Origin of the sequence: Rhodoblastus sp. (genome assembly GCF_019449565.1) — a bacterium.
GTDB lineage: Bacteria > Pseudomonadota > Alphaproteobacteria > Rhizobiales > Beijerinckiaceae > Rhodoblastus.
Genome location: NZ_JAGRPM010000013.1, coordinates 1 through 24,995 on the forward strand (window position 1 = coordinate 1; position 24,995 = coordinate 24,995).

A 24,995-nucleotide genomic window follows, 5' to 3' on the forward strand; every position below is an offset into this window, starting at 1 on the left:
CCAAGGTGCAGCGGAAAACCGCCGCGTTGGCTTTGTCAATCACGGCATGGACGAACACGTCCTGCCCGAACCAGGGGTGAAGCGCGTACAAGACCTTCCGGCTAACGGTCCCGTGGGTCTTCTCAAATCGGGTTGTACAACCACCGGCGGCCGCATTCGGCCCTCGCCTATCTTACCCCGGCGGCCTATGCCGCCTCCCTTCCCGCAATCTGCGATCGGCTGCGCAACCCGAACCAGCTCCGCCAATCGCAGATTGCTCCACCCGCGCCACACGGCGTAAAACAGCCCGAGACTCTAATCATCGCTGGATGACATTTCAGTGGCACGTCAGAGTGTCGATAAGTCGTCCCCGCGTCAAAATGCGTCTGGCCTTGACCGGAGCTGCTTCGTAACATCCGATTATTTTTAGGGCTGCATTTCTGGATTTTGAGGCGACGAATTTGGATGATGATTTGAGGATGAACGGATTTTGGCGGTGTAACGCCGATTCAGGAAACCGGCGTAACTCAGACGCTTGCCGAAAACGGCGAGGTTGGGACGGTGCGGAATCGGAGATTTCGTATCATGTCACCGTAATTCCGCACCGTAATTCCAACTTCTCACCGTGGAGGCGTCGAGCTATCCACCGCGACCTTGAATGCGCGTGCGAAATCTTCCAGTTGCGGCTGGTCAGCGTCGCTGATCGCCCAGTAATTGAAGCCTTCGCCTCGCCACGCGACGATGTGATAGCCCGCTGGCGCAGCCGCCGGAGTCGCAGCGCTGGCGGCGGGCAGAGCTGTAACGCTGATATAATGTCCGTTGTAGCGGTAAACCAGCGTGGGCGCCGGCGCGCCCTGGATCACATCTATCCGGCCGCCGACCAAAGGAAAGCCTTGCGCAGCAAGATCGGGCGTTGGCGGCGAGACCGCGATGTGCGCGTCGAACCACGGTCGCACATTGTGGCGGTCGTTTGAGGCGATGTCGACGGGGTTTGCAGCAAGCAAAGCACGGCGATGACTGGCGACCAGCGCGTCACCCGGACCTGGCGCGCGCCGTTCGCCAAGTCCCAAAAACATCGCGCCGCCGCCAATGCCGACGCCTAAAACAAGTGAGGCGGCCATCGAGAAAGCATCGCGGCGGCTGAGCGCGCGGGCGGGCCGGGCTCTGGCTTCTATGCGGGCGCGTAACGCGGCAGGCGCGGCCTCGCCAGCGAACTTTTCGCGCAAGGCGCGACGCAAAGCTTGCTGACGTTGAAATTCCTTCGCCAGCGTGGGATCGTCAGCAAGCGCTCGCTCGAAGGCGATTTCACCGGCGGCGTCGAGTTCGCCATCCAGCGCCGCGTGCATCATCAAGCGCTGATCGTTCGACGTCTCGCTCATGACAATTCCTTTCCAATCCGTTCGATCAGCAAAGCGCGGGCGCGCGCCAGGCGAGACATGACCGTGCCAACGGGAGCGCCGGTCGCCTCGGCGATCTCCCGATAGCTCATGTCATTGAATTCGCGCATTACCAGAGCCTCGCGGAATGTCGCTGGCAACTCGGCGATAGCCTTCTGCAGCAATGCCGCATCCGCCTTGGCGATAAGCTCCGCCTCAGGACTCTCGGCTCGTGGCGCATCGGCGCAAGAGCGCTCGGCGGATTCAAGATCGTCGGTCAGAACCAAGGCCTTTGGCCGGTTGCGCGCCATCCAGGTGAAGGCCGTGTTGCGGACGATCGCAACCAGCCACGCCTTGGCGCTATGGCCGTTGAAATTAGTCAACCCTTTCATTGCGCGCAGGCAGGATTCCTGCACCACGTCTTCGGCGTCGGCAGCATTGCCCGTCAGCCAGCGAGCGAAACGATAGGCGTCATCGAGATGGGGCGTGACCACAGCGTTGAACATCCGCTCGTCAAATGGCCGGCCGGGTTCATCGTCATTTGCGTGCGGGCGTAGCGAAACGTCTCGGGTCAGCATCTACGACGCCTCCTCGTTTCATCGCGCTCGCGACTTCAGGAACTCGATAACGTCGCAGGCCGGCCTTTGCCGCGCTTGCTTGTCCCAAAAGTCGCTCCGGGGTCCGAAACCGCGTCTCTTTTAAAACTGGTTTGCAATGGACCGCCCTGGGGCGCCGGTATTCATCGCCGGCGCCCTAAAGCAGCCAGGGCGGCAGGAATATCAGCATTTATCATAGCGATGATACAACATGTCCGCCAGAATGTCTGGATATGCGCCATCGCCTTCGCTGGGTCTGACACAGGACCAGGCTGAAACCCCATGATCATTGCCGCCATTGTCTGACGGCGTGTAATGAGCGACCCAGCTGCTCCTGGGCGTCGACACTGCAGAATGTCGGTTGTGGTTCGAGGCGGCTGCGTCGGCAATATTCGCGACGAGGGCCGCCGCTGCGAGCATCGCGATGGCGACGGTACTTTTTGTTTTATGTTCCGAACGACGGAGTTGCAGCATAGGCCCATCCGTGATCGAGAGCAGTGCCGGGGTGGTTGCAGTCGCGATGCGTATCGACATGATTTTCTCCTGTACGCTAGGAGGCTGTTTCGCGCCTCCGTGGCGCGCCACATTGGCGCGATGAACAGGAGACCTTCGACAGCGAAAACTTATTCCCGACGGCAGAAACTATTTTTCGATGGATTAAAGCGAAGCGTGAATCGGCCAATGGTCCCGCTTCATTATGGTGACATGATACCAATTGCAAAATAACTCGCAATTACGGTGACCCAGCTCTGACGAACCGCGAAGAAAGCGCCTCGAACGCAGGATGGCGTTGATGCTTGACTGACGAAATCATTCTCTTTTGGGAATGGGTGGGCTGTGACAATTACGGTGACATGATACAAATAGCATAATAAAGCTACGTACACCTTCGGGATCGCAGGCCAGCCAAGGGCGCGTTCACGCCATACGATCCAGTCCCGCAATTCCCTCGCCTCGGCTTTACTTCCACCCTGCCTTGACCGCGACCGGCTCAAAAACGAGCGGTGACGCCCGTGTAGAGATTGAGATCCGGCGACGATTTGGTCAGGCCAAAATTGGCGCCCGCGTCGAGCTGCACATTCGGCAGAACCAGATAAGCCAGACCGACGTCGAAGGTATAGACAGCGGGCGTGTAGGAGTCGGTTCCGACGGAGGAAAAAAACTCGATCGAGGCGGTCAGGTCCTTGCTGATGAAGGGCACGGTATGGCTGAGATTGGCGATGTTGACGAAATTCGCGTAACGCCGGGTGTCGTTCGCGTCTTTCAGGGCGTCAACTTCGGTCTGCAAGCCGAGGGCGAAATCGCCCGGCAGACTGATCTGCACGGGCAAGGCGACGCCGCCTTCGACAACTCCATTGCCGAGTCCCGGAGCGGCCGATGGCAGCTTGACGCAAGGCACGATAGCCGCCGCGAAAGTTCCACCGTCATTGCCGACCAGATTGATCTTGGCTTTCAGAATGGTGTCGCCGAAGCCACGGGCGCTGGCGAAGATCTCGCCAGTCCGATTATTGCGCGTGGTCAAAGTCTGATAGGCGTTGAGGACAAGTTCGAAATCCATCCAGCTGGTGATGCCGAGCTTGATCGTCGGATCGGCTGTCTGGAAAGACTGCGTTTTCAGGCCCTCATCATTGGTCCGGACATAATTGAGAAGATCGCCCTCAACCTGGAAATGGCCGGCGTCGACGGTGAAGGGATTGAGGATCTTGGTGGGCCGCTCCGGCGCGAAGGCGCGCATCGCGTCGGGAGGGGTGGGATTCAGGAGGTTGTAACTGCTTTTGTCAACCGCGGGCGCCGCATCATCGGCCCGTCCCGGCTGGACCGACAGGCTCAACAGGAAAAAGCCGACCGATCCAAATGATGCAAGTCTCTTCGAATCCATTGTTACCGATCCTGTTCTTTCAACGCTCGACGGCCTCAAAACGCAATGGGACCGCCTCGGGACTTGCGGGCTCCATTGACAGCCTCTAGGAGCGCATTTCCGCAAAAATCGAAACCGCCTCCAACCGAAGCCTCGATGCCAGAGTACGCCTGCGGTTGGATATACTTGATTGCGACGGTTGATCGTCCAGCAAAGGTAGAGATTTTCAAGCAAAAAAACGTAGAAAATTTTTATTTTTTTCAACTATTTGAGAAAATATACGTCTTCATAACATTCGAGCCTGTTGGGGCGTTTTTTTAGCGTATTGCGGTGACATGATACCAATTGCAAAATAACTTGGCATTACGGTGACCCAGCTCTGTTGGACCGCGAAGAAAGCGCCTCGAACGCAGGATGCCGTTGATAACTGACGAAATCATTCCCTTTTGGGAATGGGTGGGCTGTGACGAACGCCTTGCGATCACCATTTTGGGTCGGGGCAGGCACGAATATCGGCAAATATGCTCCGCCAGGTGTCGAAACGGCAGCGATTGAGGCCGCCCGTCGCACAAAGCATGACCAAGGGAGGGAACGATGGCTAAGGGTCAAGTTAGAGGGAATAAAGAGGCCAAAAAGCCGAAGGCGGATCAAGCTCACGCGAAAAAAGGCTTACCGTCTGCCTATCAGAAATCACAGGGAAGAGAAGACCCTGTAGATAGTCTGTTCAAGAAGAAGGGATGAGTGACTAAAAACGACTCCCTGAACTCACGAGGCGTACATAAAAACTATTCATCTTCATTGAATAAAAAAGAGTGTCCGACAACGCTCGTTGCCGGACACGTTACCGCGCGGATTGCGGCGGCGATGCGATTTGCATAATTAGGCCCCGCCCAGACAAGAACAAATCGCGGGTCACCGCCCCGCCGGCCCGCGCAGCGCGCGCGCGCCCAGCCGCGCCAAAGCCCTGCGCAAATCTTCGTCCTCGACGCCTTTGGTCGCCTTTTCCGCCTCGGCCAGAGCTTGCGGATCGGGCGGGGCGACGCGCGCGGGCCTGTTGGTTTTGCTCAGCGGCCCCTGCCGGATCGCCAGCTTGCCCACGGCGCGCCAGCCGAGATGGGAATTGACGCGCTCGATCAGAATCGGCGCCATATGCTGGATTTCGAGCGCCATGGCGCCCGAGACGCGCAACACGAGGGTCGCTGGCTCGATGGCCGCATCGGGCGGGCGCTTGGCGGGGCGCGGCGGCCATTGCAGCTTGATCGGCTCGGAACAGGCGGCGACGCGCTCGCCGACAATGTCATCCCAGTGCAGAATGAGGCTGGATTCGCCGAATCCCTGTTTGGCCAAAGCCGGATCGACCGCCGCGCGAACGAAATCCGCGAGCGGAACGGGTTTGGAATATTTTTGACGCGGCGCCATCCGGTCATAGTGGGAGTCCCATGGGCAAAGGCAAGATCAATTCGGGCGTCGGCGTCGGGGAGAGGCTGCTGGCCTGGTATGACCGCAGCCGCCGCACCCTGCCATGGCGCGCGGCGCCGGGGCAAAAGCCCGACCCCTACGCCGTCTGGCTGTCGGAAGTGATGCTCCAGCAGACCACCGTCGCGGCGGTGGGCGCCTTTTACGCGAAATTCCTGGGGCTCTGGCCGCGCGTGGAAAATCTCGCGGCGGCGCCGGTCGAGGCGGTCATGCAGGCCTGGGCGGGCCTTGGCTATTACTCCCGCGCCCGCAACCTCCACGCCTGCGCGCAGAGCATCGTGCGCGATCATGGCGGGCGCTTTCCCAACAGCGAGGCGGATCTGCTCCGCCTGCCGGGGATCGGCCCTTATACGGCGGCGGCCATCGCGGCCATCGCCTTCGACCGTCCCGCCATTGTGGTGGATGGAAATGTCGAGCGCGTGATCGCCCGGTTGCGGGCGGTCGAGACGCCTATGCCGGCGGCGAAGAAGGAGATTTCGGCCCTTGTCGCGGAAATCGCGCCGCGCGTGCGGCCGGGGGATTTCGCGCAGGCGATGATGGACCTTGGCGCCACCATCTGCACGCCGCGCAACCCCGCCTGCGTGTTATGCCCGCTGCGCGGCGACTGCGCCGCCAGCGCGGCGGGGACGCAGGAGGATTATCCCCGCAAGGCTGCGAAGAAGCCGAGGCCGCTGCGGCGCGGCGCGGTGTTTTACCTGCGCCGATCCGATGGCGCCGTGCTCACCCGGACGCGGCCGCCGCGCGGTCTGCTCGGCGGCATGGAGGAGTTTTTCGGCACGGACTGGCGCAGCGAGCGGCCGGCGGACTGGGCGGCGCTGCCGCCAACTGGCGATGGCGCGGCGGCGCCGCACGCACACGCCGATTGGCGTCACGCGGGAGAAATCGAGCATGTTTTCACCCATTTCGCGCTGAAACTGGCAGTATTTGTCGCCGAAGCCCCGCACAGCGCCCCGGCGCCGGAAGGGGGGCGCTGGCAGGACGAACCACAAATGCGCGCCGCCGCCTTGCCGAGCGTGATGCGAAAGGCTGAGCGTGCGGCGCTTGGATTTCTCGCCGTTTCGGGCTTGTCTGGAGAGAAGATCGGTTCATGATGCGGCGGGAGCGGAGACAGGCATGAGCAGGAGGCGCGGCGACAAGCCGGAGGTGGAGCTGACCGAAGGCGCGATACGCGTGGTCTGGCGGGGGCGCACCCGCACCATCATGCCGGCCGCGGCGCCGCCCGGCGCCGAGGAGGCGGCGGATTTCATCGTCTTGCTCGACGACATCGTCTGCTGGGACCCGCCCAACGAGGAAACCGAAATCGAAATGAACGAATTGCAGACGATCCTCGAAGCCATCGACGAGGCCTTCGACAAGATCGGGCTCGAAGTGGCCTACGAATGAACAATTTTCCCAATCGGGCTTGGGGCTGCTAGAAGAGTCGCGCGCCTTCGCGGAGACGAATTGCGATGAAATGGGAAGATTACGGTCAGTCTGAAAATATCGAGGATCGCCGCGGCGACACCCAATATGCCGGCGGCGGGGGCGGATCGTCGGGCCATCTCGGCCTTGGCGCCATGATCGTGCTGGGACTGGTCGGCTATGCGCTTGGGATCGACCCGCGCCTGCTGATCGGCGGCGCGGAAATGGTCAGCCACATGGGCGGCGGCGGGCAGCAGCAGGTCGCGCGCAAGGGCGAGGTCGGCGTGCCCAAGGATCAGGTCGGGCGGTTCGTCGCCTCGATCCTCTCGCAGAACGAGCAGGTCTGGGGCGAGGTTCTGCCCGCGCAGACCGGCGTGAAATTCAAGCCGGCGCCCATCGTGCTGTTCAACGGCATGACGTCTTCCGGCTGCGGAACGGCGCAATCGGCGATGGGGCCGTTCTATTGCCCGATCGACGGCAAGATCTATCTCGACACCTCCTTCTTCCGCGACATGAAGACCAAATTGGGCGGCGGCGGCGACTTCGCCTATGCCTATGTGATTTCGCACGAGATGGGGCATCACATTCAGGATTTGCTGGGCGTATTGCCCAAGGCGCAGGCCGCGCAGAAGAACGCCTCCTCGGAGGCGCAGGCCAACGCCATTTCGGTGCGCATCGAATTGCAGGCGGATTGCCTTGCCGGCGTCTGGGCGGCCAACGCCAATGAGAAATGGCAGAATATCGACCCGGGGGACGTCGAAAAGGCGATCGCCACGGCGCAGGCCATTGGCGACGACCGCTTGCAGAAATCACAACGCGGCTTCGCCGTGCCCGATTCCTTCACCCACGGATCTTCGGCGCAGCGCGTCCAATGGCTGCAGCGCGGCTTGCAGTCCGGCAAGGTTTCGTCCTGCAACACTTTTGCGCAATCGCAATAAGGTTGCCGGCGCGGCGGCCAGCTTGCAAGCGTTTCTAGCCGCCCGGCGACCAGTCGGGCGGCGCCAGTTCGAATCCTGAAAATTTGAAGGCCGGGGCCACGACGCAGGAGACCAGCGTCCAGGCGCCGAGGCTTTTCGCGGCCTGCCAGGCGCCGGCCGGAACGATCGCCTGAAGCTTCTGCCCGGCGCCGAGATCAGGCCCGAGCGAGATGGTCTCGATCTGCGGCGGGTTCGCGCTCAATTCGAGCGTCAAAGGCGCGCCCGCTTGCCAGAGCCAGAGTTCGGCCGCGTCCACGCGATGCCAATGCGAGATTTCGCCCGCCGCCAGCAGGAAGAAAATGCTGGTCGCCGCGCCGCGTCCGCCACCGTCGGGCGTATCGCGCCAGATTTCCCGAAAAGCGCCGCCTTCAGGATGCGGCGCGAGGCCAAGCGCCTCGCGCACCGCTTGCGCGTTGAGCGAGGGGTCGCGAAGGTCGATCACGTCAGCCTATTCGGCGGCGTGCAAATGCGCATCCTTGCGGATGGTCTCGTCGCGCTTCTTGCGGGCCAGAGCCTTCTCGCCGCCAGAAGTGGCGTGATAGAGCTCCATGTCCTCGAATTCCTGCGCGTTCGGTTTGGCGACGGCTATGTCCGTGTAGGTCTCACGGTCCGGCGCCTCGACAACCTCCTGCTGGATCTTGCGGAACTTGCGGATGGTCAGCCAATAGCCGATGGCGTTGCGAAGGGTCTTGAAGCCATAGCGCGGATAGAAGATCAGCGGATTTTCAAGCTTCATGCCCGGGCGGCGGTCCCGACGGAATTTCATTCGCAGGGCGCCGCCTTCCAGCGGATGCACACCCTCATATTTGATCATGAGGTGGAACATCAGCAGCTTGGACGTCAACGACTTAATCGAGCGCAGCCCATGGACAGCAGACCGGCGCATCACCGTCTTGACATGGTCGTCGGTGTAATAAGCGGCCCAGGCGGCGTGATAGGCCTCCTCCCATTCCTTGTCCGACATTTTCGAATGATGCGTGACGCGATGGTTGAGGTCGTATTTGTTGAGATCGGGGTCCATCCAGACGCCCTGCGCGAGTGCGCGCTTATGGTCTTCCGAGCCCGGCAGCGGGGTGAGGAAGAAGAATTCGAGAATGTCGAGCGGCAGTTCCCGCTTGATGATCTCGATGTCGCGCAGGATGCTTTCCTTGGTATCGGCCGGAAAGCCCAGAATATAGCCAGCGGCGGTATGCGCGCCGTGCTCGCGCCATTTTTGCAGCATGGCGCGATATTCGGTGATCTTGTTCTGGCGCTTGTTGGCGCCGATCAGATTGTCCGGATTAATGTTCTCAAGCCCGATAAACACGCGGTTGGCGCCGGCGCGGGTCGCCTTCTCGATGAAATTCGGAATCTTGTGGCAGAGCGTGTCGACCTGGATGGTGAAGCCGAAGGTCATGCCCTCTTCTTCGCGCAGCTTGATGATGCGGTCGAACAGCTGCTCCCATTGCGAATTGCGGGCGAAATTATCGTCGGTGATGAAGAAGCGGTTCACGCCCTGGGCCTGGTTCTCGCGCAGGATGCGTTCGAGATCGTCGGCGTTGCGGTAGCGGCTCTTGCGGCCCTGCACATTGATGATCGTGCAGAATGAGCATTGATAGGGGCAGCCGCGCCCGAAATCGAGGCTCGACAGCTTGCCCATGGTTCGGCGTACGCGGGCGCGTGGCAGGATCGGGAGCGGCTCGCCTTCGAGCGAGGGCAGGTCGTCGAGATAATTATAGAGCGGCTTGAGCTGGCGGGCGAAGGCGTCCCTCAGGAAGCCGTCGAGCCGTCCGGCTTCCGACTCGCCCGCGAAAAGCGAGACGCCAAGCTCCTGCGCCTCCCGGATCTCCGGCGGAATTTCGGGCAGCATCGAAAAACAGCCCGAGACGTGGAAGCCGCCGATGGCGACCTGAATATTTTTGGCGCGGAAGACCCGGGCGAGATCGACGGCGCGCGGATATTGGTTGGATTGCACGCCGACGAGGCAGATCACGCCTTCGCCGCCCGTCTCGCGCAACATCGTCATGATTTCTTGCGGACGGATGCGGGTGTTGGTCTCGTCAATGGTGTGCAGGCGAATCTCGACGTCGTCGCCGAGGATGCGCCGCTGCGCCGCGTCCTGCGCGAGCCCGTACATGCAGGCCAGCGTATTCGATGGAATCGCGGAGCGGAACCATTGAATCGGATAGCCTTGATCGTCGTAATGGGTTGGTTTGATCAGAACGACATTGAAGATGCGGGCGGCGGTCTGGGAGATCGTCTCAGGCGTCATTCTCAACCCTTGGCTAAAGCTCGGCGCTATTGATTTTACTTCGAAATCTTCGCGCGACTTTAGTCGATCCGCCCGCCCGGGGAAAGCAGCAATGCGTCGAATGGGCGGGTTTTCGCCCTTTTGCGCGCCATTCAGACCACTTTTTGCGCGCGGATGTGAAGCGTCTGGCGAATTTTCGCGCGCCGGATCAATTCCTTGATGTCGCGCGGGGCGGCCGCGCGCAGGGCGGAGCAAAGGACGAAGGCGCCGACCGGCTCCGCCAGACCCGGCGCGATCCGGGTCAGCAGGTTGTTCGGTTCCCGTAATAGCCGCGCGCCGCGAAAATCGGCGGCGCCGAGCAAAAGATCGCTCGCCTCCTCGATGAAGCCGTTCTGCGGGATGAAGCCGCCCTTCAGGACGAAGGCGATCTCGCTGCGCGATTGCGCGACGGCCCGCGCGAGGCCCTCGGCCGCGGAGCGGGTTTCGATCATGGCGCACCCGGCCTCATTGGCGATTTCTCCGAGCTGGTCGTCGGCCTTGCCGATGATGATCGCGTCCCGCACCACGCCTTCCACCGCGGCGCGCACCAGCGCGCAAAGGCTGCGCGCGACAGCCTCCGCCGCCCGAGGCGCGGGAGCGGCGGCGAGGAGCGACGGGGACAGAACGACGGCCATGACCATGGGGCGATGCGTTTAGTTGAAATCACGCCTTTGGCAAGCGGCTTGACAAAGGGTTAATGTTCATTAAATGTTCTTTGTATCGTTTTTGTTCTCAAAAATCAGCTCAATCGCAAGAGGTGACGATGGCGTTATCGGCCCATAATCCGCCTTCAGGCGCTGAGGATGGCGCGCCTGTCGCGCCCGGGCGCAGGCGTGGCCGGGCGGCGGCGAGCAATGTTTCAGGCCGTTTCGAGAAATTCCAGCGCGCCGATTTCGACGACGGCTGGGGCACGCTCGACGATCTGGCGCCGTTCAAGACCGAGGTCACGCATGAGAAGCCAAAAACGGTCATCACGCGCAATGATTCGCCGGATATCGCCTTCGACCGCTCCATCAACCCTTATCGCGGCTGCGAGCATGGCTGCGTCTATTGCTTCGCCCGGCCGACCCACGCCTTTCTCGGCCTCTCGCCGGGGCTGGATTTCGAGAGCCGTCTCTTCGTCAAGGACAATGCCGCCGAGGTGCTGAAGCGGGAGCTGTCGGCCCCCGGCTACCAGCCCAGGACCTTGGCGATCGGGACCAATACCGACCCCTACCAGCCGATCGAACGCGAACACCGGGTCATGCGCTTCATTCTGGAGGTTCTGTCGGAAGCCAACCATCCGGTCGCCATTGTCACCAAATCCGCTTTGGTCCTGCGCGATCTCGACCTGCTCGCGCCGATGGCGGCCAAAGGACTGGTCAAGGTCGCGCTCTCGGTCACGACGCTCGACCGCGATCTCGCCCGTGCGATGGAGCCGCGCGCGACCACGCCGGCGCGGCGGCTCGAAGCGATCGAGAAGCTCTCGGCGGCGGGCGTTCCCACTGCGGTCATGGTCGCGCCAGTCGTCCCCGGGGTCACCGACCATGAAATTGAGACCATTCTGACCCGCGCTTTCGCCCATGGCGCGCGCGAGGCCGGCTATATCCTGCTGCGGCTGCCGCTCGAGACGCAGGATCTCTTCGCCGGCTGGCTGCTCGAGCATTTCCCCGACAAATATCGCAAGGTGCTCTCGCTGCTGCGCTCTGCCCGGGAAGGCAAGATCTATGATTCGGCCTGGGGCAAGCGCATGACCGGAACAGGTCCTTACGCTTGGATGCTCGGGCGGCGTTTCGAACTGGCCGGCGAGAAGATCGGCTTCGGCAAGACGCGAATCCGGCTGCGGACCGATCTCTTCAAAAGGCCGGACGGGGGCGCGCGGCAGTTGAGTCTGTTCTGAAAAGGCGCGGTCAGCCCTTGCGGGTCAGCTCTTGCGGGTCAGCCGATAGGGGAAGGGCGCGAAGCGCGCCGACGCCAGCGCCGGCGCCGATCCGTTGATCGGAGCGCCCCAACGCGTAACTTTCGCCGGCGGCGCGGCGGGGGCCAGAGGCCTGAAAGGGGGCAGCGGGGGATCGGCTGGCTGCGGGCTTGCATCGGGCGCATTGCCCGGCGGGAAAGCCGGCGGGCCGGATTCGGCCCGTGCGATTTGCATGGGCGGCGCGACGAGATCGCTCGGGCGCGGTCGCGGGATTGGAGCGGCGGCGGGAGGCGTCGGGACGACGGCGGATTCCGCGGTGGCTATTGCGGCGGGCTCGGCGGCGGCAGTCTGGGCGGCGGTTGCGTCGGAGCGTGGGGCGCCGGCTGCGGATGGCGCTGCCTCGGCGACCTGAAGCCCGGCGCTCTGGGGCTTCACGCGCTGTACCTGAACTGGCGCGTAATAGCCGCTATAGGCGGGAATCTGGGTTGAGCCGAACCCCGACATCAAGCCGCCGAAGGCGTTGGAGAGCGAGTTTTCCCCGCGAACGGGGCCAGGAGTGGCGCGCGCCATCAGGATTCGCGGCTGGGAGGGGGCGTTGCAGTCGCGCACGCCGAGGCGGATCAGTTCCGACCCGGTCAGGGATTTATATTGCCGCGTCAGGACGCCGAGCCGCTGGCGCACGGCGGGCGGATAGGCGGACAGCATCGCGTTCGAGACGTCTTCGTTGGTCGCCTTGGTGATTGGATTATAGGCCTTGTGAAATCGCAGCACGCTGTCAGGATAGACGCAGACATTCGGCGCCGCGAGGGCGAGCGTGCAGGCGGAGCGGCACTCATGCAGGCGCACCTCGCGGCCGCTCTGGATATAGGCGGTCGTCTGCGCGCTATAGGCGCGGACGTCGCCGCCCACGTCCTTCATCACGATCACCGGCGCGTCGCCGGGCGGCGGGTATAAATATCCCATGGGCTTTTCCGTCCCGAATTTGACGTCAGCTTTGGCCCAACATGGTAAAGGCATCATTAAGGCGTGCGTGCGGCTCGCGAACTGAAAAACAGGAATAGCGACGCCGGGAAGCTTGTTCCTGTCCTTGGAACAGGCTAGAAAAAGTCATATTCAGGATTATTGGCGATCAATTAGGGATCGACCCCGCCGCGCCATGAATTCACACCACGACAGGACATGCCATGCTTTTCGACGGCGGCTTTAATTTCTGGAACTTTCTGGCTGACGCCATCACTATTTTCCTTTTCATCATGTGGATCTGGATCCTGATCAATGTGATCGGCGATCTGTTCCGCCGCCATGACGTCTCGGGCTGGATCAAGGCGATCTGGATCGTCGCGCTGATCTTCGTGCCCTATCTCGGCGTGCTGATCTATTTGATCTTCCAGGGGCGCGGCATGGCGGAACGCCGGCTGGAGGACGTCAAGCATGCGCGCGAGGACATGCGGCGCATCGTTGGCTACAGCGTGGCGGATGAACTGCTCAAGCTCGACCAGCTGAAGCAATCCAAAACCATCACCGACGAGGAATACGCCCGGTTGCGCGCGCGCCTGGTCGACTGAGACTGAATTTCCTCATCGCATCCTGATTTTGGGCGCGTCGCTTCGGCGGCGCGCCTTTCGCTTTTTGTTTGCGCCAAATTCAAGATTGCCGACTGATCCTGTCCGCAGGATAGTTCATCGGAAGGGCCGCGCGATGGAAGCCAAAAGCGATGTTGCATGGGTCATCGGCGTCTGGATCCTGGGGCTAGTCGTCTCGGGCCTCTTCCCGAGCGATCGCCTGACCTGGGTCTTGGAGGTCTTTCCGGTCTTCATCGCCATCCCGGTTCTGCTCGCCACGCGAACAAGCTTTCCCCTGCCGCGCTATATTCTCGTTCTCATCTGCCTTCACGGCGTCGTGCTGATGATCGGCGGCCAATATACCTATGCCAAGGCGCCTCCCGGGGAATGGGTTCGGGACCTGTTCGGGCTCGCGCGCAATCCCTATGATCGTCTCGGACATCTTTTTCAGGGCTTCGTTCCATCCCTGATCGCGGCCGAAATCCTTCGGCGCAGGGTTGGCGTCACCAGCAAGGGCTGGGTTTGCTACCTCTCCATCACGACCTGCATGGCCATCAGCGTGACTTATGAATTCATCGAATGGTGGTCGGCCCTGCTGCTCGGACAGGACGCGGACGCCTTTCTCGGCGCGCAGGGCGACCCCTGGGACACGCAATCGGACATGTTCGCCGCCACAATCGGCGCTATCCTCGGGCAAATCTATTATTGGCGAAAGGCGTCACCCTCCGCCGCCGGGGCCTGAACGCGGGTCGCTTTGGGACGCCAATATGACGTTTCGTGGATTTCCACGCGCCGGGATTTACAGCGCGTGGGTCCGCGAAAATTCCTTCAACAACCCGTTCAATTCGTCAATCAGCGCCTTGATCCGTGCGACCGTCGCTTGCGTGGCGCTGCTTTCTTCAGCAGGAATTTGGCCTGATTCCAGCAATTTGACCTGGCGCTGGAGCGTCGCCCTTATCTCGATCCATTCCTCGATCAGATGTTTCACTTCAGCCATGAACTCGCCTCCCGAGTTTGTCGCTATTTCACCACTCCGGCCCCGCAGATCACCCCCCGTCTTGAACTTCATTCGCCGAAGGCCCAGCGTCTTGTTCACTTGAATGGCCGGATCTGTGGTGGACCTCCTTCAGGACTTCCGCCATCGCCCGGCGCAGCCCATGAAGCTGGTCCAGCAGGCTCAGGACCACGCCCACCCCTTCGGCGTTGACGCCCATGTCGTCGATGAGATCGTGAATCAGCTTCGCCCGCGCCAGATCCGCTTCGGAAAAGACGGGTTCCGGCGCCGAGCGGGTTGGAATGAGCCATTCCTCTTCGATCCAGACCTCCAGGGTCGGAGGATCGATGCGGGCGCGTTCGAGAAATTCCAGCTTGGTGATGATCATGGCTTGATGTCCCGGCGCGGGTCGTAATTGGCGGGCGCCCAGCTGGAGAGAAAAGCCTCGAGTTCGGCGTTCGGTTCCGTCGGCGCCACGATCCTGAGCTTGACCAGGAGGTCGCCGCGCCCATCGCGCCGGGGCGCGCCTTTCCCTTTCAGCCGTAGAACCGTGCCTGTGTTCGCCCCTTTTGGCGTCTTCAGCATGACCGGCCCCGTTGGCGTCGGCGTCTTGATCTCCGCGCCAAGTACGGCCTCGCCGAAAGTCACCGGCAGATCGAGATGGATGTTGTCGCCGTGGCGGGTGAAGAACGGGTGCGGGTTGATCGAAACTTCCACCAGCGCGTCGCCGGGTTCGCCTTCGCCGGGCGCCGCGCCGCCCTTGCCGCGCAAGCGCAAAATCTGCCCGTCCTGCAGGCCGGGCGGAATGGCGACGTCGAGCGAGCCGCCTTCCGGCAGGCTGATCCGCTTGGTCGCGCCATTGACGGCGTCGAGGAAATCGACCGCGAGCCGGTAATGAGCGTCCGCGCCGCGCATTCGCCGCGCCTGCCGCCGGAACATTTCGGCGAGGAAATCGTCATTATCCATGAAATCGGCGTAGCCGGACTGGTTCTCGTAACGATAACCGGGGCCGGCCTCGGCGGCGTAATCGCGGTAATATTTTTCAGGCGGTTTTTCCGCTCCTGACGCATCGATCTCGCCGCTGTCGAACCGCCGCCGCTTTTCCGGGTCCGACAAAAGGTCATAGGCGCTGGCGACCTCCTTGAAGCGGCTCTCCGCCTCCTTGTCGCCGGGATTGAGATCGGGGTGCAGCTTCTTCGCCAGCCGATGATAGGCCTTGCGGATGTCCGCCGGCTCAGCGTCGCGCGCGACGCTCAAAATCTCATATGGGTCTTTCATTCGCTTGCCGCCCTGGCCTTCAGGGGAAGGCGCTTTTCGTCAGGAGGCGCCAGTCACGCGCAGGATGACGCAGAAACCCCTGGAAAGGACAGCGATTTTTTGTGCCCGGCGCTGTTTGACGCCGGCATTGTCGCTGGCAGCGTCGGCATTGCCGGTTCTTGGTGGTCGTTCAGGCCGCCGTCTCACTCCACGGCCAATCTCTCGGCCAATTCCGTCACTTCGTCCCAGTTCAGATGGCGCTCTTCATCCGCCGTTTTGACATGAACGCCGTCTTGCGCGACTGCGGCCGAGAATTCCACATCGGCGCCGATCGGGCTCAGATAAATGGAATCGGTGCGCCGCCAGTCGAAGGCCACGGCGGTGAAAGCGCGCGACAATGTCCGACCCTCTTCCAGAGTCAGATCGAAATACACCTGTTCGCTCAGCATCATCCGCAGCATTTCGCCGAGCATCCGATGCGACACGCGTTTGACCAGGGGATAGCTCATGGGTTTTCACTCAAGATGTCTGTTCAGCCAAACGGGTTTTGGGCGCGGGTTTTTGCCGGACCTTCAGCCATGCGGCAATGGCGGGCGACGAAGCGCCTCCGTCGTCCGCCTGCGGTCGCCGGTGCGCAACTATACGGCGCGAACGTCTTCCGGCTTCGCGATGAATTCCAGCCGGTCCGCTTGATCGAAGTCATCGATCGGCACTTCGAACACGAAGCGGTTCGGATACCAGAAATTGGCATAGGGCAGGAACAGGCTGCTCGATGACAGGCTGGCCAAAGGCCGCTCGCCCGCGAACAAGGCCGCTTCGAAACCGACTCCATTTGCCGGCGCCGCCGTATTGTCGCCGAATACCTCGAATTGGACGAAGAATTTGGCGGAAAGGACTCCGGCCTCGACCGTCTTGATTCCGATGATGCGAATATCCTGGAACCGGCGTCCAATATTGCCATCCGTCAGATGTTGCAGATATTCATGGATGCGCCCTTTCTTGACGACGGCGGCGTCGTCTAGCGGCGCCCCTAGATCGGCTAATCCGGAAGACTTCGCGGGCGCCAATGTCACGACGGCGCGGGTTTCTTGCAATGAGGGCAAGATCGGCTCCTTATATTCCTCGATGTAGGAAACCCGACCAAAAGGCCGGGTATGAGCCGCATTACGCATATTGCGCGCCAGATCGGTCTCCCAGGCGCGCACCGGGCCGCCAGAGTGGATTTTCATTGCGCTTCCGCAACGCGGGCGCATCGTAAGCCTCTACCGTCGGCGGCCAGCACTGCATCAATTGCAAACGCCGCGAAATGGGGGGACGACAAGATGAAGCTTCGTACAAAAGGCGCCTCGCGCCTCATGGCCTATAGAGTTTTTGCGTCTACGGTTTTTGCGTCTACGGTTCTGGCGTCGCCCGCATGGTGCGCCAGCCGCGACGAAAACGCGGCCGACAAGATCATTGGCGAGGAGAAGGCCATTCTCACCGACGCGCCCAATGTGCCGCCGGCGATTATGCGCAAGAACGCGACCAAGGTCGTCGTTCATATCGAAGTCAAGGAAGTCGAAGGCCGGCTGGCCGATGGCGTCAGCTATACGTTCTGGACCTTTGGCGGCAAGGTCCCGGGCAAGTTCATCCGCGTGCGCGAGGGCGATCTGATCGAGATGCATCTCGACAACCATCCCGATAACAAGATGCCGCATAATATCGACCTGCACGCCGTCAATGGTCCCGGCGGCGGCGCGGCGGCCTCGCTGACCGCGCCCGGCCATTCCTCGGTCTTTTCCTTCAAGGCGACCAATCCGGGCCTCTATGTCTATCATTGCGCCACCGCGCCGGTCGCCATGCATGTGGCCAATGGCATGTACGGGCTGATTCTGGTCGAGCCGAAAGAGGGCCTGCCCAAGGTCGACCGCGAATATTACGTGATGCAGAGCGATTTCTACACCAAGGGCCCCAATGGCGAGCAGGGCCTGCAGCCCTTCAGCATGGTCAAGGCCATCGACGAGCGGCCCGATTACGTCGTGTTCAACGGCGCCGTCGGCTCGACCACCGGCGACAAGGCGCTGACCGGCAATGTCGGCGAGACGATGCGGCTTTACGTCGGCGACGGCGGCCCTAACCTCACGTCGTCCTTCCATGTCATCGGCCAGATTTTCGACACCGTCTGGGCCGAAGGCAACATGAGCACGCCGACGCATAATGTGCAGACCACGATGGTCCCCGCAGGCGGCTCGGCGATCGCCGATTTCAAGCTCACCGTTCCCGGCACCTTCATCCTGGTCGATCATTCGCTGACCCGCGCCTTCAATCGCGGAGCGCTGGCTCAGCTGAAAGTCGCCGGGGCGGAGGACAAGATGATCTATTCCGGCAAGACCGACGATCTGGTCTATTTGCCGGAAGGCGCCGGCGCGCGCGTCGCCGAACAGCCGGGCCGCGCGGCGCCCGCCGCCAAGGACAAGGCCGAACGGATCAAGGCGGGCGAAGGAATCTTCGCCAATAATTGCGCGGCCTGCCATCAGCCGGCCGGGCAGGGCGTCGCCGACGCCTTCCCGCCGCTCGCCAAGTCCGATTACCTCAAGGGCGGCAAGGCCCGCGTCATCAAGGCTGTCACCGGCGGACTGGAGGGCAAGGTCACGGTCAACGGCAAGAATTATGACGGGGTCATGCCGGCCTGGGATCTGCCCGACGAGGACATCGCCAATGTCCTGACCTATGTCTATAATTCCTGGGGCAATTCAGGCGAGACCGTGACTCCGGACGACATCAAGGCCGGCAGGGCGAAGGCGAACTGACATGCGTCGCGCCGGTTGGTCGATATTCTGGGGCGCGGCGATATTCGCCGCGTCTCAGGTCTTTGTCGCGGGCGCCTCCTGCGGCGAAATGGTCCGCGTGCCGGCTGGCGACTATCTGCCTTTTTTCAAGCTCAGCGCCGGCAAGGGCCAGACCAAGGCGGAAAACCGTCCCGTCACGGTTCGCGCTTTTGTGCTGGACGAGGCCCCTGTCACCAATACGCAATATCTCGATTTCGTCCGCGCCCATCCGGAATGGCGACGCTCGCAGGCCAAGGCTTTGTTTGTCGATCGCCATTATCTCGGCAAATGGCCCGGCGATCTCACCCCGCCCGAGGGCGAGGCGCAGTCGCCCGTGACCAATGTGTCATGGTTCGCTGCGCAAGCCTTCTGCGAAGCGCGCGGCCTGCGCCTGCCGACCACCGACGAATGGGAATACGCCCTTGCCGACGCTGGGCGGGGACAACAGGCGGTGACCCAGATTTCACTCGACTGGTTTTCCGCGCCCAATCCGCCGCGTCTTGCCGCCGTGCGGCGCGGTCTGCCCAATGGTTACGGGTTTTACGACATGGTCGGTCTGGTCTGGGAATGGACGCTGGATTTTTCCAGCGCCGCGACCGGGACGGAACAGCGCAACACGTCGAGCAAGGACGATGCGCAATTCTGCGGCGGCGGCGCCGCAGGCGTGCGCGATCCCTCCGATTATCCCGCCTTCATGCGCTACGCTTCACGCGCCAGCCTGAAGGCGGCCTACAGCCAGGACAATCTCGGCTTTCGCTGCGCAGGAGACACATGATGCGCGTTCAGTTTCTTTCTCTCGCCCTCGCGGGTCTCTGTTGGGCGTCCGTCGTACCGGCGCGCGCGCATGATCACGAACACATGATGCCGATGCAGGCGGGGCAGCCGCTCTCCGGCGCCTCGCTCTACAATCTCGACGCGCGATGGACCGATCAGGACGGCAAGGCGATCCAGCTAAAGGATTTGCGCGGAATGCCGGTGGTCGTCGCGATGGCCTATACCAGTTGCAAGGATATCTGCCCCCTCATCGTCGCTAATATGGTCGCCATCGAAAACGCCGCGAAGGCGAAAAAGGTGGCCGATATCCGCTTTGCGTTCTTCTCGCTGGATTCGGCGGTCGACACGCCCACGCGGCTCAAGGCCTATGCCGATGAGCGCGGACTCGACCCCGCGCAATGGTCGCTCTATCACGGCGACGACAAGGCGGTCCGAGATCTCGCGGCGGCGCTCGGGGTGCGCTATCGCCGCGACGACAAGGGCGGCTTCGACCATTCGGCTGCGATTACCCTTCTCGACGGCGAGGGCGAGATCGTCTTCCAGAAAGCCGACGCCAAACTCGACATCGACGAATTCGTGACGAAAATCGAAGGCCTCAAGAAGAAGTGAGCCGTCTTTGCGTTAGTCTTGCTTGCGCGCGAGGGCCTGAAGGCCCGCCATGTCGCGCACCACGACGCGCTGACGTCCGCGCTCGACCAGTCCCTGTTCCTCCCAGGCGCTGAGGGTGCGGCTGACCGTGAACAGGGTCGCCCCGGTCATTTCGGCGAGATCCTGCCGCGAGAGCGGGAAGTCGATGAGCGTACCGTCTTCGGTCTTCCTCCCCGCCTGCTGGGCGAGTTGCAGCACGGCGCCGGCGATGCGCTGCTCGACCTGCTGGGTCGAAAGATCGAGAATGCGCTCCTGCGAATCCTGCAATCGCGCCCCCAGCGCTTGCATCGTATTGACGGCGAGGCCGGGGTGGCGCGCGAGAAGATCTTTCCACGCCGCATTGGGCCAGCTCAGCGCCAGCGAATCGATCGCCGCCGTCGCCGTGCCCGGATAGGCGTCGAGTTTGATGGCCATGGCGACGCCGAACATGTCGCCCGGCGCGATGAATCGCACCACCATCTGCTGCCCCTGCGGGTTCAGGCGCGTCACCCGCAACCGGCCATGCAGCAGCAGGAAGAAGCGGTCGGCCTGCTCGCCCTGACGGAACGCGGCCTCGCCCTTCGGCAGGCGGAGCGGCGTCGCCTGGGCCAGAATATCGTCCAAAGCTTCGGGACTCATACCCGCGAGTGTCGGCGCGCTGGCGATCAGCGAACGGTCGAGCTGCGCCATGGGCGGCGTTCCTCCAGATGTTCCGCGCCCGGTCTGGCCGTTGGATGCGCCGCTTCCTTGTCTTCGCGCAAGGGCATGGCGTCGCGTCTGGTTTAGCAAGAATCCCGCGCTCCCCCAAGGCGCCATTGCGCCCGGGGCGCCGCGAACGGGAAATCACCCCACAAGATGCCGGTAGATCGCGGGCAGCGCGGAGGAGAGCTTTTCCGGCTTGGAGACGATGGCGAAGCCGGCCGGGCCGAACAAATGCGGCAGATAGGATTGCGCCTGCGCGTCAATGGCGACGCAGAACACCGCTTGGCCGCGCCGCCGCGCTTCCTGCGCCGCGCGCCTTGTGTCCTCGACGCCGAAGCGCCCTTCGTAATGATCGAGATCATTGGGCTTGCCGTCGGTGATCACCAGCAGCAGCTTGCGCGCATTGGGACGTTCGCAGAGCCGGAACGACGCATGGCGCATGGCGGCGCCGAGCCGCGTATAGAATCCGGGCTTGAGCGCGGCGATGCGCGCATCGACCTTTGCGCCGAGCGCCCCAGCCCCGGCGAGACAGGAGCGGGCGCGACCGCGCCGTCCTTCCTGCGCCGCCGCGTTGGCCAAGGCGGCGAATAATCCGCTGGTCAGGAGAATGGCTGTGTTGATCGCGCCCGCCAGCCGGTCGAGACTGTCCTGCGCGGCGGCGAATCCGGCCGGATCGCGCGCCCGGGCTCCGGCATATCCGAGCAGCGCCAGTCCGAATACCGCCAGTTCCGAAGCGATCAGCACCCACACCAGGGGATGCCCGGGCAGGGCCAACAGAGGCCCCCAGCCGAGATCATGTTCGTCTGTCGCAATTTCCAGCTGGCCCGCATCCACGATGTCGCTCATCTCCCGGCGCCCTTTCAAGACGCCAGCAATGGGATGTCAGGGGCGGGAAGACCTTGTCGCGGCGCAAGGAGCGCGGCGAATGTCGCGGTGGATGGAAGGGGCGGATCAGTTCCGCCGGACGGAGCGGCGCGAAAGGCTCAGACAGAGCAAGCCAGCGGCGAAAAAGGCCCACCAGCCTGCCAGCATATGAGACTTGATCGCTTCGGCGATCGGGCGGACGTGCTGACCGGGATTGATATTTGGCGGCAGCGTTGACCGAATCGTCGGATCGTCAAGGAGGGCTTTCAGCCTGACGACGGAGGGATAGGGAAGGTCATGGAGACCATTGCCGCCGAGCGCCGAACCGTCGCCGGTCGAGATATAGGAACGCAATTTGGCTTCCTGGATGCGGGCGCTGTCACGACGCTCCAGAATGGCGCCCCATCCGACCACCCGACCATGATTGATTGTCATGGCCAGAGCCAGAATCATTGCAGCCGCCAATGCCAGCAAGGCGACCTTGCCCAGCAAAGCGATATTGCGACGCCCGTCGAGCGCATTCAGCCAGGTCGCAAGCCACAATGCGCTGACCAGATTCACAAACACGCCGACAACGCAAAAATCTATATAGCGGAAGACAAGAATCTCGTTCCGGCCGAAGGCAAGCGCGGCTAATTGCGACAGCGTCCAGGCGAGGACGCCAAGGTTGAACCAGCGCGGATCGTGGCGTCGCGGAGCTTGCCGCACAACGGCAAAAGCAAAGGCCAGTCCCGGAACATAAAGCAGAGCGCCGATTCCGAAGGGAATTGGCCAGGCGAGCAGATGAATAAAGCCCGACAGGAAGGCCGCAATCGAACGCGCGCGAAAGACATCATTCTCGGGAACATGCGGCGTCAGCGCGATGAACAAGGCGGCCAAGGCGAGCAGGGCGCCCATGCCGAGCCATTCCCTGAGCCCGGACCGCGCCCCCCTCCAAATCTGAACCAGCGCCAGGCCAGCGGCTATCCCGGGCGCCAATGCTCCGCTCGCCATTGACAGAAAGGCGCCTGTCGCCAGCAACACGCCCAAACACCATCGCAATGTCCAGGCTTTGGCGGCTGCGAAAAACCATAATGCAGCGAGAGAAAACGCCATCAATGTATAAAAATGCGTGTTGAAGCCGAGGAGCGTGTTTTCGTGTCCGAACGGAAGAACGGCGACGGCGCAGCCAAGGAGCAGGGCGGCTGTCGCCTTCGCGCTGTCGAGCGCTCGCGTTAGTCCCGCCAACGAGAGCGCCAGTGTGGCGGAATGCAGGAAGGCGTTGAAGATCATGGCGAGGACGACGTCCCAATAGCCCGAAATTTTGAGGCCGAGGATCGTCACCAACCGGGTGAAGAAAATCAGATGCTCGTTGTCGTGGACGAATAGCTTTCCGACGCCGAACTGCCCTTCGATGAAGGGCTTTAGGACGCTCGCTGCTACCCCGTCCCATTCGTCGTAAAAAGGGACCGGACTGGACGCGAACTGAATCAACAGGAGTTTGCTGCAAAAAATCAGGAAAAAGACGCCGAGACAGGTCAGAATGGCGGCGCGATCCGGTCCGCGACGACGGTGGGCGTTTTTGACCGGATAGGCCGCTATCGCGATGGCTTCCGCCAAACTCGCAAATGAGTCGAATGGCCCCGAGGGGAAATCGCCGGGGCGCGCGCCATGGCCGTCGCGGGCGTCAGCCTTCGTTGTGGCGGGGTCTTCGCGATAGGCCATAACCTGAATGCCTCCGGCGCATTGATAGCAGCCCGCGATCGATCAGCCGTCCGCTTTTCGGCGGCGCGGATGTTGATGTAACAAATGGACTCCCGCCCCGTTGGCCCGAGCCGACGCGCAGGATCAAAAAAACGTGGGAAAAAGCCCCACTCAATTGTGGCGAGGTTAAGGCATGGCAAGCTCGCGCAAAGGCGCCGCGAGGACCAATTTGACCATCGCGAATAATCCAGATTTGCGCCATATAGGCTGGCGAGCCGCAACAGACTTTGAATGGCGGCAGACGAGACGTGACTGGATGCACCTCAGAAATGACGCAACGAGTTGAGTTAGGCGGAAATATCGGCGGCATGAGTCCCTGGCGCTTTTCCATCGCGCCCATGATGGAATGGACCGATACCCATTATCGCGTGCTGGCCCGGCAGCACACGCGCAAGGCGCGGCTCTATACGGAAATGGTCACCTCCGCCGCGATCATCCACGGCGATCGCGAGCGGCTGCTTGGCTATGACGCCAGCGAACATCCGATCGCCGTCCAGCTTGGCGGCTCGGACCCGCAAGATCTGGCGCGCGCGGCGAAGATCTGCGCCGAATTCGCCTATGACGAGATCAATCTCAATGTCGGCTGCCCGTCCGATCGCGTCCAGAACGGGGCCTTTGGCGCCTGCCTGATGCGCGAACCGGCTCTGGTCGCGCGCTGCGTCGCGGCGATGAAAGAAGCGTCGAACCTGCCGGTTACGGTCAAATGCCGCATCGGCGTCGATGATCAGGAGCCGCGCGAGGCCTTGTTCGCGATGGCGCAAGCCGTGCTCGGCGCGGGGGCCGACGCCTTGATCGTCCATGCGCGCAAGGCCTGGCTCAAGGGCCTGTCGCCCAAGGAGAACCGCGACATTCCGCCGCTCGATTACGGTCTGGTGCATGAGCTCAAACAGGCGTGGCCGGACGTTCCCATCGCCATCAATGGCGGGCTTGAAGCGCTCGACGCCATGAGGGCGCAGCTCGATTCCGTCGATGGCGTCATGATTGGCCGCGCCGCCTATCACAATATGTCGATGCTTCAGGAGGTCGATCCGCTGCTATACGGAGCGCCGGCGCCTCATGACAGTAGCCGCGCCGCAGTCGAGGCTTTCCTGCCCTATATTGAGCGCAAGCTTGGGCAGGGCGTGCGCTTGGCCGACATCACGCGGCACATGCTCGGGCTGTTCCAGGGCCGGCCCGGCGCGCGCGCCTTTCGCCGCCACCTGGCGACTTACGCCGTGAAGCGCGGGGCGGACGCGCGCGTTGTCGAGGACGCGCTCGCCATGGTCGATCATACTCAAGGCGCTCGCCTGAGCGCCTGAGGGACGCCCAAACTGGCTTGCGTCGCCATCAATCCTGATTCTATCAATCCTGTTTCGTGGACCCGCGCAGGTCGAAGCCGCGCCGGGCAGCTTCCACGGCGGCGAGGTTCTGCTCGGCCCAGATCCAAACGCCGCAGAAGGCGGCGCCGAGACTCTGTCCAAGTATGGTTAGGCGGTACTCGACCTTCGGCGGCACGACGGGATGGACCGTACGCACGACAAGGCCGTCCCGCTCCATCTGCCGTAGCGTCTGCGTGAGCATTTTCTGGCTAACGCCGGGCACGAGCCTGGACAGGCGCGTGAAACGGGTTTCGCCATGTTCGGCAAGGGCTTCCAGCACCAGCATGGTCCATTTGTCGGCGACCCGGGCGATCAGTTGATTGACCAGTTCCTCAACGCGCGGGTCGATCTCGTTTGGCGGAGCGCCAGCCAGGGAATGGGGGAGCTGGGGACGATCATCGCCGGGACGTTCGGGCGGGGGCATCTACGCTCTCTTTTTAGTAAGTATAAATCTTTTAGGTGCCTTCTTTCGTTTAGA

The 24,995-nt window shown here is 62.3% G+C and carries 28 protein-coding genes and 1 pseudogene; 11 read left to right on the top strand and 18 right to left on the bottom strand.

The features are described from left to right. Nucleotides 1–599: 599 nt before the first annotated feature. From QZ409_RS02680 to QZ409_RS02695, 4 genes are all read right to left on the bottom strand, one after another. On the bottom strand, nt 600–1,358 hold the full coding sequence (locus QZ409_RS02680) for an anti-sigma factor (protein ID WP_296706843.1): 759 nt from the start codon (nt 1,356–1,358) through the stop codon (nt 600–602). Beyond that, complete coding sequence (locus tag QZ409_RS02685; RefSeq protein ID WP_296706845.1) at nt 1,355–1,933, bottom strand: sigma-70 family RNA polymerase sigma factor; 579 nt, start codon at nt 1,931–1,933, stop codon at nt 1,355–1,357. Before QZ409_RS02685 ends, QZ409_RS02680 begins: the two co-directional genes overlap by 4 nt. 201 nt (nt 1,934–2,134) lie before the next feature. Continuing rightward, nucleotides 2,135–2,485: a hypothetical protein gene (locus tag QZ409_RS02690; protein WP_296706846.1), complete on the bottom strand. Its 351-nt coding sequence runs from the start codon at nt 2,483–2,485 to the stop codon at nt 2,135–2,137. Between the two features lie 457 nt (nt 2,486–2,942). After that, the gene (locus QZ409_RS02695; protein WP_296706847.1) at nt 2,943–3,830 is read right to left on the bottom strand and encodes a transporter; all 888 of its coding nucleotides are present in this window, start codon (nt 3,828–3,830) and stop codon (nt 2,943–2,945) included. 573 nt (nt 3,831–4,403) lie between these two features. On the opposite strand from QZ409_RS02695, the gene QZ409_RS02700 reads away from it, so the two are divergent. Then, nucleotides 4,404–4,550, top strand: a complete 147-nt coding sequence (locus QZ409_RS02700; RefSeq protein ID WP_296706849.1) for a hypothetical protein — start codon at nt 4,404–4,406, stop codon at nt 4,548–4,550. Nucleotides 4,551–4,721: 171 nt separating this feature from the next. Here the strand turns inward: QZ409_RS02700 and QZ409_RS02705 are convergent, their stop codons facing one another. Further along, nucleotides 4,722–5,228, bottom strand: coding sequence for a DciA family protein (locus tag QZ409_RS02705; RefSeq protein WP_296706851.1), 507 nt, complete (start codon nt 5,226–5,228; stop codon nt 4,722–4,724). Nucleotides 5,229–5,248: 20 nt separating this feature from the next. On the opposite strand from QZ409_RS02705, the gene mutY reads away from it, so the two are divergent. From mutY to QZ409_RS02720, 3 genes are all read left to right on the top strand, one after another. Beyond that, nucleotides 5,249–6,376 carry an A/G-specific adenine glycosylase gene (gene mutY, locus QZ409_RS02710; protein WP_296706852.1) on the top strand — a complete coding sequence of 376 codons (1,128 nt, stop codon included), beginning with the start codon at nt 5,249–5,251 and terminating at the stop codon, nt 6,374–6,376. A 22-nt stretch (nt 6,377–6,398) separates the two neighbouring features. Further along, nucleotides 6,399–6,668, top strand: a complete 270-nt coding sequence (locus QZ409_RS02715; protein WP_296706854.1) for an Imm74 family immunity protein — start codon at nt 6,399–6,401, stop codon at nt 6,666–6,668. 65 nt (nt 6,669–6,733) lie between these two features. Further along, complete coding sequence (locus tag QZ409_RS02720) at nt 6,734–7,624, top strand: neutral zinc metallopeptidase (protein WP_296706857.1); 891 nt, start codon at nt 6,734–6,736, stop codon at nt 7,622–7,624. Nucleotides 7,625–7,658: 34 nt separating this feature from the next. Here the strand turns inward: QZ409_RS02720 and QZ409_RS02725 are convergent, their stop codons facing one another. The 3 genes from QZ409_RS02725 to QZ409_RS02735 all read right to left on the bottom strand — a co-directional run bounded on the left by QZ409_RS02725 (nt 7,659) and on the right by QZ409_RS02735 (nt 10,573). Continuing rightward, the gene (locus tag QZ409_RS02725; protein ID WP_296706859.1) at nt 7,659–8,105 is read right to left on the bottom strand and encodes a cupin domain-containing protein; all 447 of its coding nucleotides are present in this window, start codon (nt 8,103–8,105) and stop codon (nt 7,659–7,661) included. A gap of 6 nt (nt 8,106–8,111) precedes the next feature. Beyond that, a complete protein-coding gene (locus QZ409_RS02730) occupies nt 8,112–9,914 on the bottom strand; it encodes a radical SAM protein (protein WP_296706861.1) in 1,803 nt (600 codons plus the stop codon). A 131-nt stretch (nt 9,915–10,045) separates the two neighbouring features. Then, a complete protein-coding gene (locus tag QZ409_RS02735) occupies nt 10,046–10,573 on the bottom strand; it encodes a transposase (RefSeq protein WP_296706862.1) in 528 nt (175 codons plus the stop codon). Nucleotides 10,574–10,695: 122 nt separating this feature from the next. On the opposite strand from QZ409_RS02735, the gene QZ409_RS02740 reads away from it, so the two are divergent. Further along, nucleotides 10,696–11,811, top strand: coding sequence for a PA0069 family radical SAM protein (locus QZ409_RS02740; RefSeq protein ID WP_296706864.1), 1,116 nt, complete (start codon nt 10,696–10,698; stop codon nt 11,809–11,811). Between the two features lie 24 nt (nt 11,812–11,835). Here QZ409_RS02740 and QZ409_RS02745 read toward each other — a convergent pair whose 3' ends face one another. After that, nucleotides 11,836–12,792: a hypothetical protein gene (locus tag QZ409_RS02745; protein WP_296706866.1), complete on the bottom strand. Its 957-nt coding sequence runs from the start codon at nt 12,790–12,792 to the stop codon at nt 11,836–11,838. Nucleotides 12,793–13,013: 221 nt separating this feature from the next. Here QZ409_RS02745 and QZ409_RS02750 point away from each other — a divergent pair, with 221 nt between their 5' ends. Both QZ409_RS02750 and QZ409_RS02755 read left to right on the top strand, forming a co-directional pair. After that, nucleotides 13,014–13,394, top strand: a complete 381-nt coding sequence (locus tag QZ409_RS02750; protein ID WP_296706868.1) for a PLDc N-terminal domain-containing protein — start codon at nt 13,014–13,016, stop codon at nt 13,392–13,394. 133 nt (nt 13,395–13,527) lie between these two features. Continuing rightward, nucleotides 13,528–14,133 (top strand): DUF2238 domain-containing protein, encoded by a 606-nt coding sequence (locus QZ409_RS02755; protein WP_296706870.1) that lies wholly within the window; start codon nt 13,528–13,530, stop codon nt 14,131–14,133. A gap of 57 nt (nt 14,134–14,190) precedes the next feature. On the opposite strand, the gene QZ409_RS02760 is transcribed toward QZ409_RS02755, so the two are convergent. The 5 genes from QZ409_RS02760 to QZ409_RS02780 form a co-directional block, all read right to left on the bottom strand. Then, nucleotides 14,191–14,388 (bottom strand): hypothetical protein, encoded by a 198-nt coding sequence (locus tag QZ409_RS02760; protein WP_296706872.1) that lies wholly within the window; start codon nt 14,386–14,388, stop codon nt 14,191–14,193. A 49-nt stretch (nt 14,389–14,437) separates the two neighbouring features. Continuing rightward, on the bottom strand, nt 14,438–14,773 hold the full coding sequence (locus QZ409_RS02765) for a chaperone modulator CbpM (protein ID WP_296706874.1): 336 nt from the start codon (nt 14,771–14,773) through the stop codon (nt 14,438–14,440). Then, nucleotides 14,770–15,663 (bottom strand): J domain-containing protein, encoded by an 894-nt coding sequence (locus QZ409_RS02770; RefSeq protein ID WP_296706876.1) that lies wholly within the window; start codon nt 15,661–15,663, stop codon nt 14,770–14,772. Before QZ409_RS02770 ends, QZ409_RS02765 begins: the two co-directional genes overlap by 4 nt. A gap of 182 nt (nt 15,664–15,845) precedes the next feature. Then, on the bottom strand, nt 15,846–16,151 hold the full coding sequence (locus QZ409_RS02775; RefSeq protein WP_296706878.1) for a hypothetical protein: 306 nt from the start codon (nt 16,149–16,151) through the stop codon (nt 15,846–15,848). A 129-nt stretch (nt 16,152–16,280) separates the two neighbouring features. Further along, nucleotides 16,281–16,871 (bottom strand): hypothetical protein, encoded by a 591-nt coding sequence (locus tag QZ409_RS02780; RefSeq protein ID WP_296706880.1) that lies wholly within the window; start codon nt 16,869–16,871, stop codon nt 16,281–16,283. 93 nt (nt 16,872–16,964) lie between these two features. Here QZ409_RS02780 and nirK point away from each other — a divergent pair, with 93 nt between their 5' ends. Genes nirK through QZ409_RS02795 form a run of 3 tightly spaced genes read left to right on the top strand, consistent with a single transcriptional unit; the run spans nt 16,965 to nt 19,832 of the window. Beyond that, complete coding sequence (nirK, locus tag QZ409_RS02785) at nt 16,965–18,431, top strand: copper-containing nitrite reductase (RefSeq protein ID WP_296706883.1); 1,467 nt, start codon at nt 16,965–16,967, stop codon at nt 18,429–18,431. 1 nt (nt 18,432) lies between these two features. Continuing rightward, complete coding sequence (locus QZ409_RS02790) at nt 18,433–19,224, top strand: formylglycine-generating enzyme family protein (protein ID WP_296706885.1); 792 nt, start codon at nt 18,433–18,435, stop codon at nt 19,222–19,224. After that, nucleotides 19,224–19,832: an SCO family protein gene (locus QZ409_RS02795; RefSeq protein WP_296706887.1), complete on the top strand. Its 609-nt coding sequence runs from the start codon at nt 19,224–19,226 to the stop codon at nt 19,830–19,832. Before QZ409_RS02790 ends, QZ409_RS02795 begins: the two co-directional genes overlap by 1 nt. Before the next feature lie 12 nt (nt 19,833–19,844). Here QZ409_RS02795 and QZ409_RS02800 read toward each other — a convergent pair whose 3' ends face one another. The 3 genes and pseudogenes from QZ409_RS02800 to QZ409_RS02810 form a co-directional block, all read right to left on the bottom strand. Next, nucleotides 19,845–20,540, bottom strand: a complete 696-nt coding sequence (locus QZ409_RS02800; protein WP_296706890.1) for a Crp/Fnr family transcriptional regulator — start codon at nt 20,538–20,540, stop codon at nt 19,845–19,847. A gap of 153 nt (nt 20,541–20,693) precedes the next feature. After that, nucleotides 20,694–21,050: pseudogene (locus QZ409_RS02805) on the bottom strand (VWA domain-containing protein); the annotation flags it as partial. 453 nt (nt 21,051–21,503) lie between these two features. Beyond that, complete coding sequence (locus QZ409_RS02810) at nt 21,504–23,120, bottom strand: hypothetical protein (protein WP_296706893.1); 1,617 nt, start codon at nt 23,118–23,120, stop codon at nt 21,504–21,506. 347 nt (nt 23,121–23,467) lie between these two features. On the opposite strand from QZ409_RS02810, the gene dusA reads away from it, so the two are divergent. Beyond that, nucleotides 23,468–24,457 carry a tRNA dihydrouridine(20/20a) synthase DusA gene (gene dusA / locus QZ409_RS02815; RefSeq protein WP_296706895.1) on the top strand — a complete coding sequence of 330 codons (990 nt, stop codon included), beginning with the start codon at nt 23,468–23,470 and terminating at the stop codon, nt 24,455–24,457. A 43-nt stretch (nt 24,458–24,500) separates the two neighbouring features. Here the strand turns inward: dusA and QZ409_RS02820 are convergent, their stop codons facing one another. Next, nucleotides 24,501–24,941 (bottom strand): helix-turn-helix domain-containing protein, encoded by a 441-nt coding sequence (locus tag QZ409_RS02820; RefSeq protein WP_296706898.1) that lies wholly within the window; start codon nt 24,939–24,941, stop codon nt 24,501–24,503. Nucleotides 24,942–24,995: the final 54 nt, after the last annotated feature.

What these genes read in the sequence shown, in the direction of transcription:
- QZ409_RS02680 (WP_296706843.1), bottom strand. Translation starts at nt 1,358, where the DNA reads ATGAGCGAGACGTCGAACGATCAGCGCTTGATGATGCACGCGGCGCTG.
- QZ409_RS02685 (WP_296706845.1), bottom strand. Translation starts at nt 1,933, where the DNA reads ATGCTGACCCGAGACGTTTCGCTACGCCCGCACGCAAATGACGATGAA.
- QZ409_RS02690 (WP_296706846.1), bottom strand. Translation starts at nt 2,485, where the DNA reads ATGTCGATACGCATCGCGACTGCAACCACCCCGGCACTGCTCTCGATC.
- QZ409_RS02695 (WP_296706847.1), bottom strand. Translation starts at nt 3,830, where the DNA reads ATGGATTCGAAGAGACTTGCATCATTTGGATCGGTCGGCTTTTTCCTG.
- QZ409_RS02700 (WP_296706849.1), top strand. Translation starts at nt 4,404, where the DNA reads ATGGCTAAGGGTCAAGTTAGAGGGAATAAAGAGGCCAAAAAGCCGAAG.
- QZ409_RS02705 (WP_296706851.1), bottom strand. Translation starts at nt 5,228, where the DNA reads ATGGCGCCGCGTCAAAAATATTCCAAACCCGTTCCGCTCGCGGATTTC.
- mutY (WP_296706852.1), top strand. Translation starts at nt 5,249, where the DNA reads ATGGGCAAAGGCAAGATCAATTCGGGCGTCGGCGTCGGGGAGAGGCTG.
- QZ409_RS02715 (WP_296706854.1), top strand. Translation starts at nt 6,399, where the DNA reads ATGAGCAGGAGGCGCGGCGACAAGCCGGAGGTGGAGCTGACCGAAGGC.
- QZ409_RS02720 (WP_296706857.1), top strand. Translation starts at nt 6,734, where the DNA reads ATGAAATGGGAAGATTACGGTCAGTCTGAAAATATCGAGGATCGCCGC.
- QZ409_RS02730 (WP_296706861.1), bottom strand. Translation starts at nt 9,914, where the DNA reads ATGACGCCTGAGACGATCTCCCAGACCGCCGCCCGCATCTTCAATGTC.
- QZ409_RS02735 (WP_296706862.1), bottom strand. Translation starts at nt 10,573, where the DNA reads ATGGTCATGGCCGTCGTTCTGTCCCCGTCGCTCCTCGCCGCCGCTCCC.
- QZ409_RS02740 (WP_296706864.1), top strand. Translation starts at nt 10,696, where the DNA reads ATGGCGTTATCGGCCCATAATCCGCCTTCAGGCGCTGAGGATGGCGCG.
- QZ409_RS02745 (WP_296706866.1), bottom strand. Translation starts at nt 12,792, where the DNA reads ATGGGATATTTATACCCGCCGCCCGGCGACGCGCCGGTGATCGTGATG.
- QZ409_RS02750 (WP_296706868.1), top strand. Translation starts at nt 13,014, where the DNA reads ATGCTTTTCGACGGCGGCTTTAATTTCTGGAACTTTCTGGCTGACGCC.
- QZ409_RS02755 (WP_296706870.1), top strand. Translation starts at nt 13,528, where the DNA reads ATGGAAGCCAAAAGCGATGTTGCATGGGTCATCGGCGTCTGGATCCTG.
- QZ409_RS02760 (WP_296706872.1), bottom strand. Translation starts at nt 14,388, where the DNA reads ATGGCTGAAGTGAAACATCTGATCGAGGAATGGATCGAGATAAGGGCG.
- QZ409_RS02765 (WP_296706874.1), bottom strand. Translation starts at nt 14,773, where the DNA reads ATGATCATCACCAAGCTGGAATTTCTCGAACGCGCCCGCATCGATCCT.
- QZ409_RS02770 (WP_296706876.1), bottom strand. Translation starts at nt 15,663, where the DNA reads ATGAAAGACCCATATGAGATTTTGAGCGTCGCGCGCGACGCTGAGCCG.
- QZ409_RS02775 (WP_296706878.1), bottom strand. Translation starts at nt 16,151, where the DNA reads ATGAGCTATCCCCTGGTCAAACGCGTGTCGCATCGGATGCTCGGCGAA.
- QZ409_RS02780 (WP_296706880.1), bottom strand. Translation starts at nt 16,871, where the DNA reads ATGAAAATCCACTCTGGCGGCCCGGTGCGCGCCTGGGAGACCGATCTG.
- nirK (WP_296706883.1), top strand. Translation starts at nt 16,965, where the DNA reads ATGAAGCTTCGTACAAAAGGCGCCTCGCGCCTCATGGCCTATAGAGTT.
- QZ409_RS02790 (WP_296706885.1), top strand. Translation starts at nt 18,433, where the DNA reads ATGCGTCGCGCCGGTTGGTCGATATTCTGGGGCGCGGCGATATTCGCC.
- QZ409_RS02795 (WP_296706887.1), top strand. Translation starts at nt 19,224, where the DNA reads ATGCGCGTTCAGTTTCTTTCTCTCGCCCTCGCGGGTCTCTGTTGGGCG.
- QZ409_RS02800 (WP_296706890.1), bottom strand. Translation starts at nt 20,540, where the DNA reads ATGGCGCAGCTCGACCGTTCGCTGATCGCCAGCGCGCCGACACTCGCG.
- QZ409_RS02810 (WP_296706893.1), bottom strand. Translation starts at nt 23,120, where the DNA reads ATGGCCTATCGCGAAGACCCCGCCACAACGAAGGCTGACGCCCGCGAC.
- dusA (WP_296706895.1), top strand. Translation starts at nt 23,468, where the DNA reads ATGAGTCCCTGGCGCTTTTCCATCGCGCCCATGATGGAATGGACCGAT.
- QZ409_RS02820 (WP_296706898.1), bottom strand. Translation starts at nt 24,941, where the DNA reads ATGCCCCCGCCCGAACGTCCCGGCGATGATCGTCCCCAGCTCCCCCAT.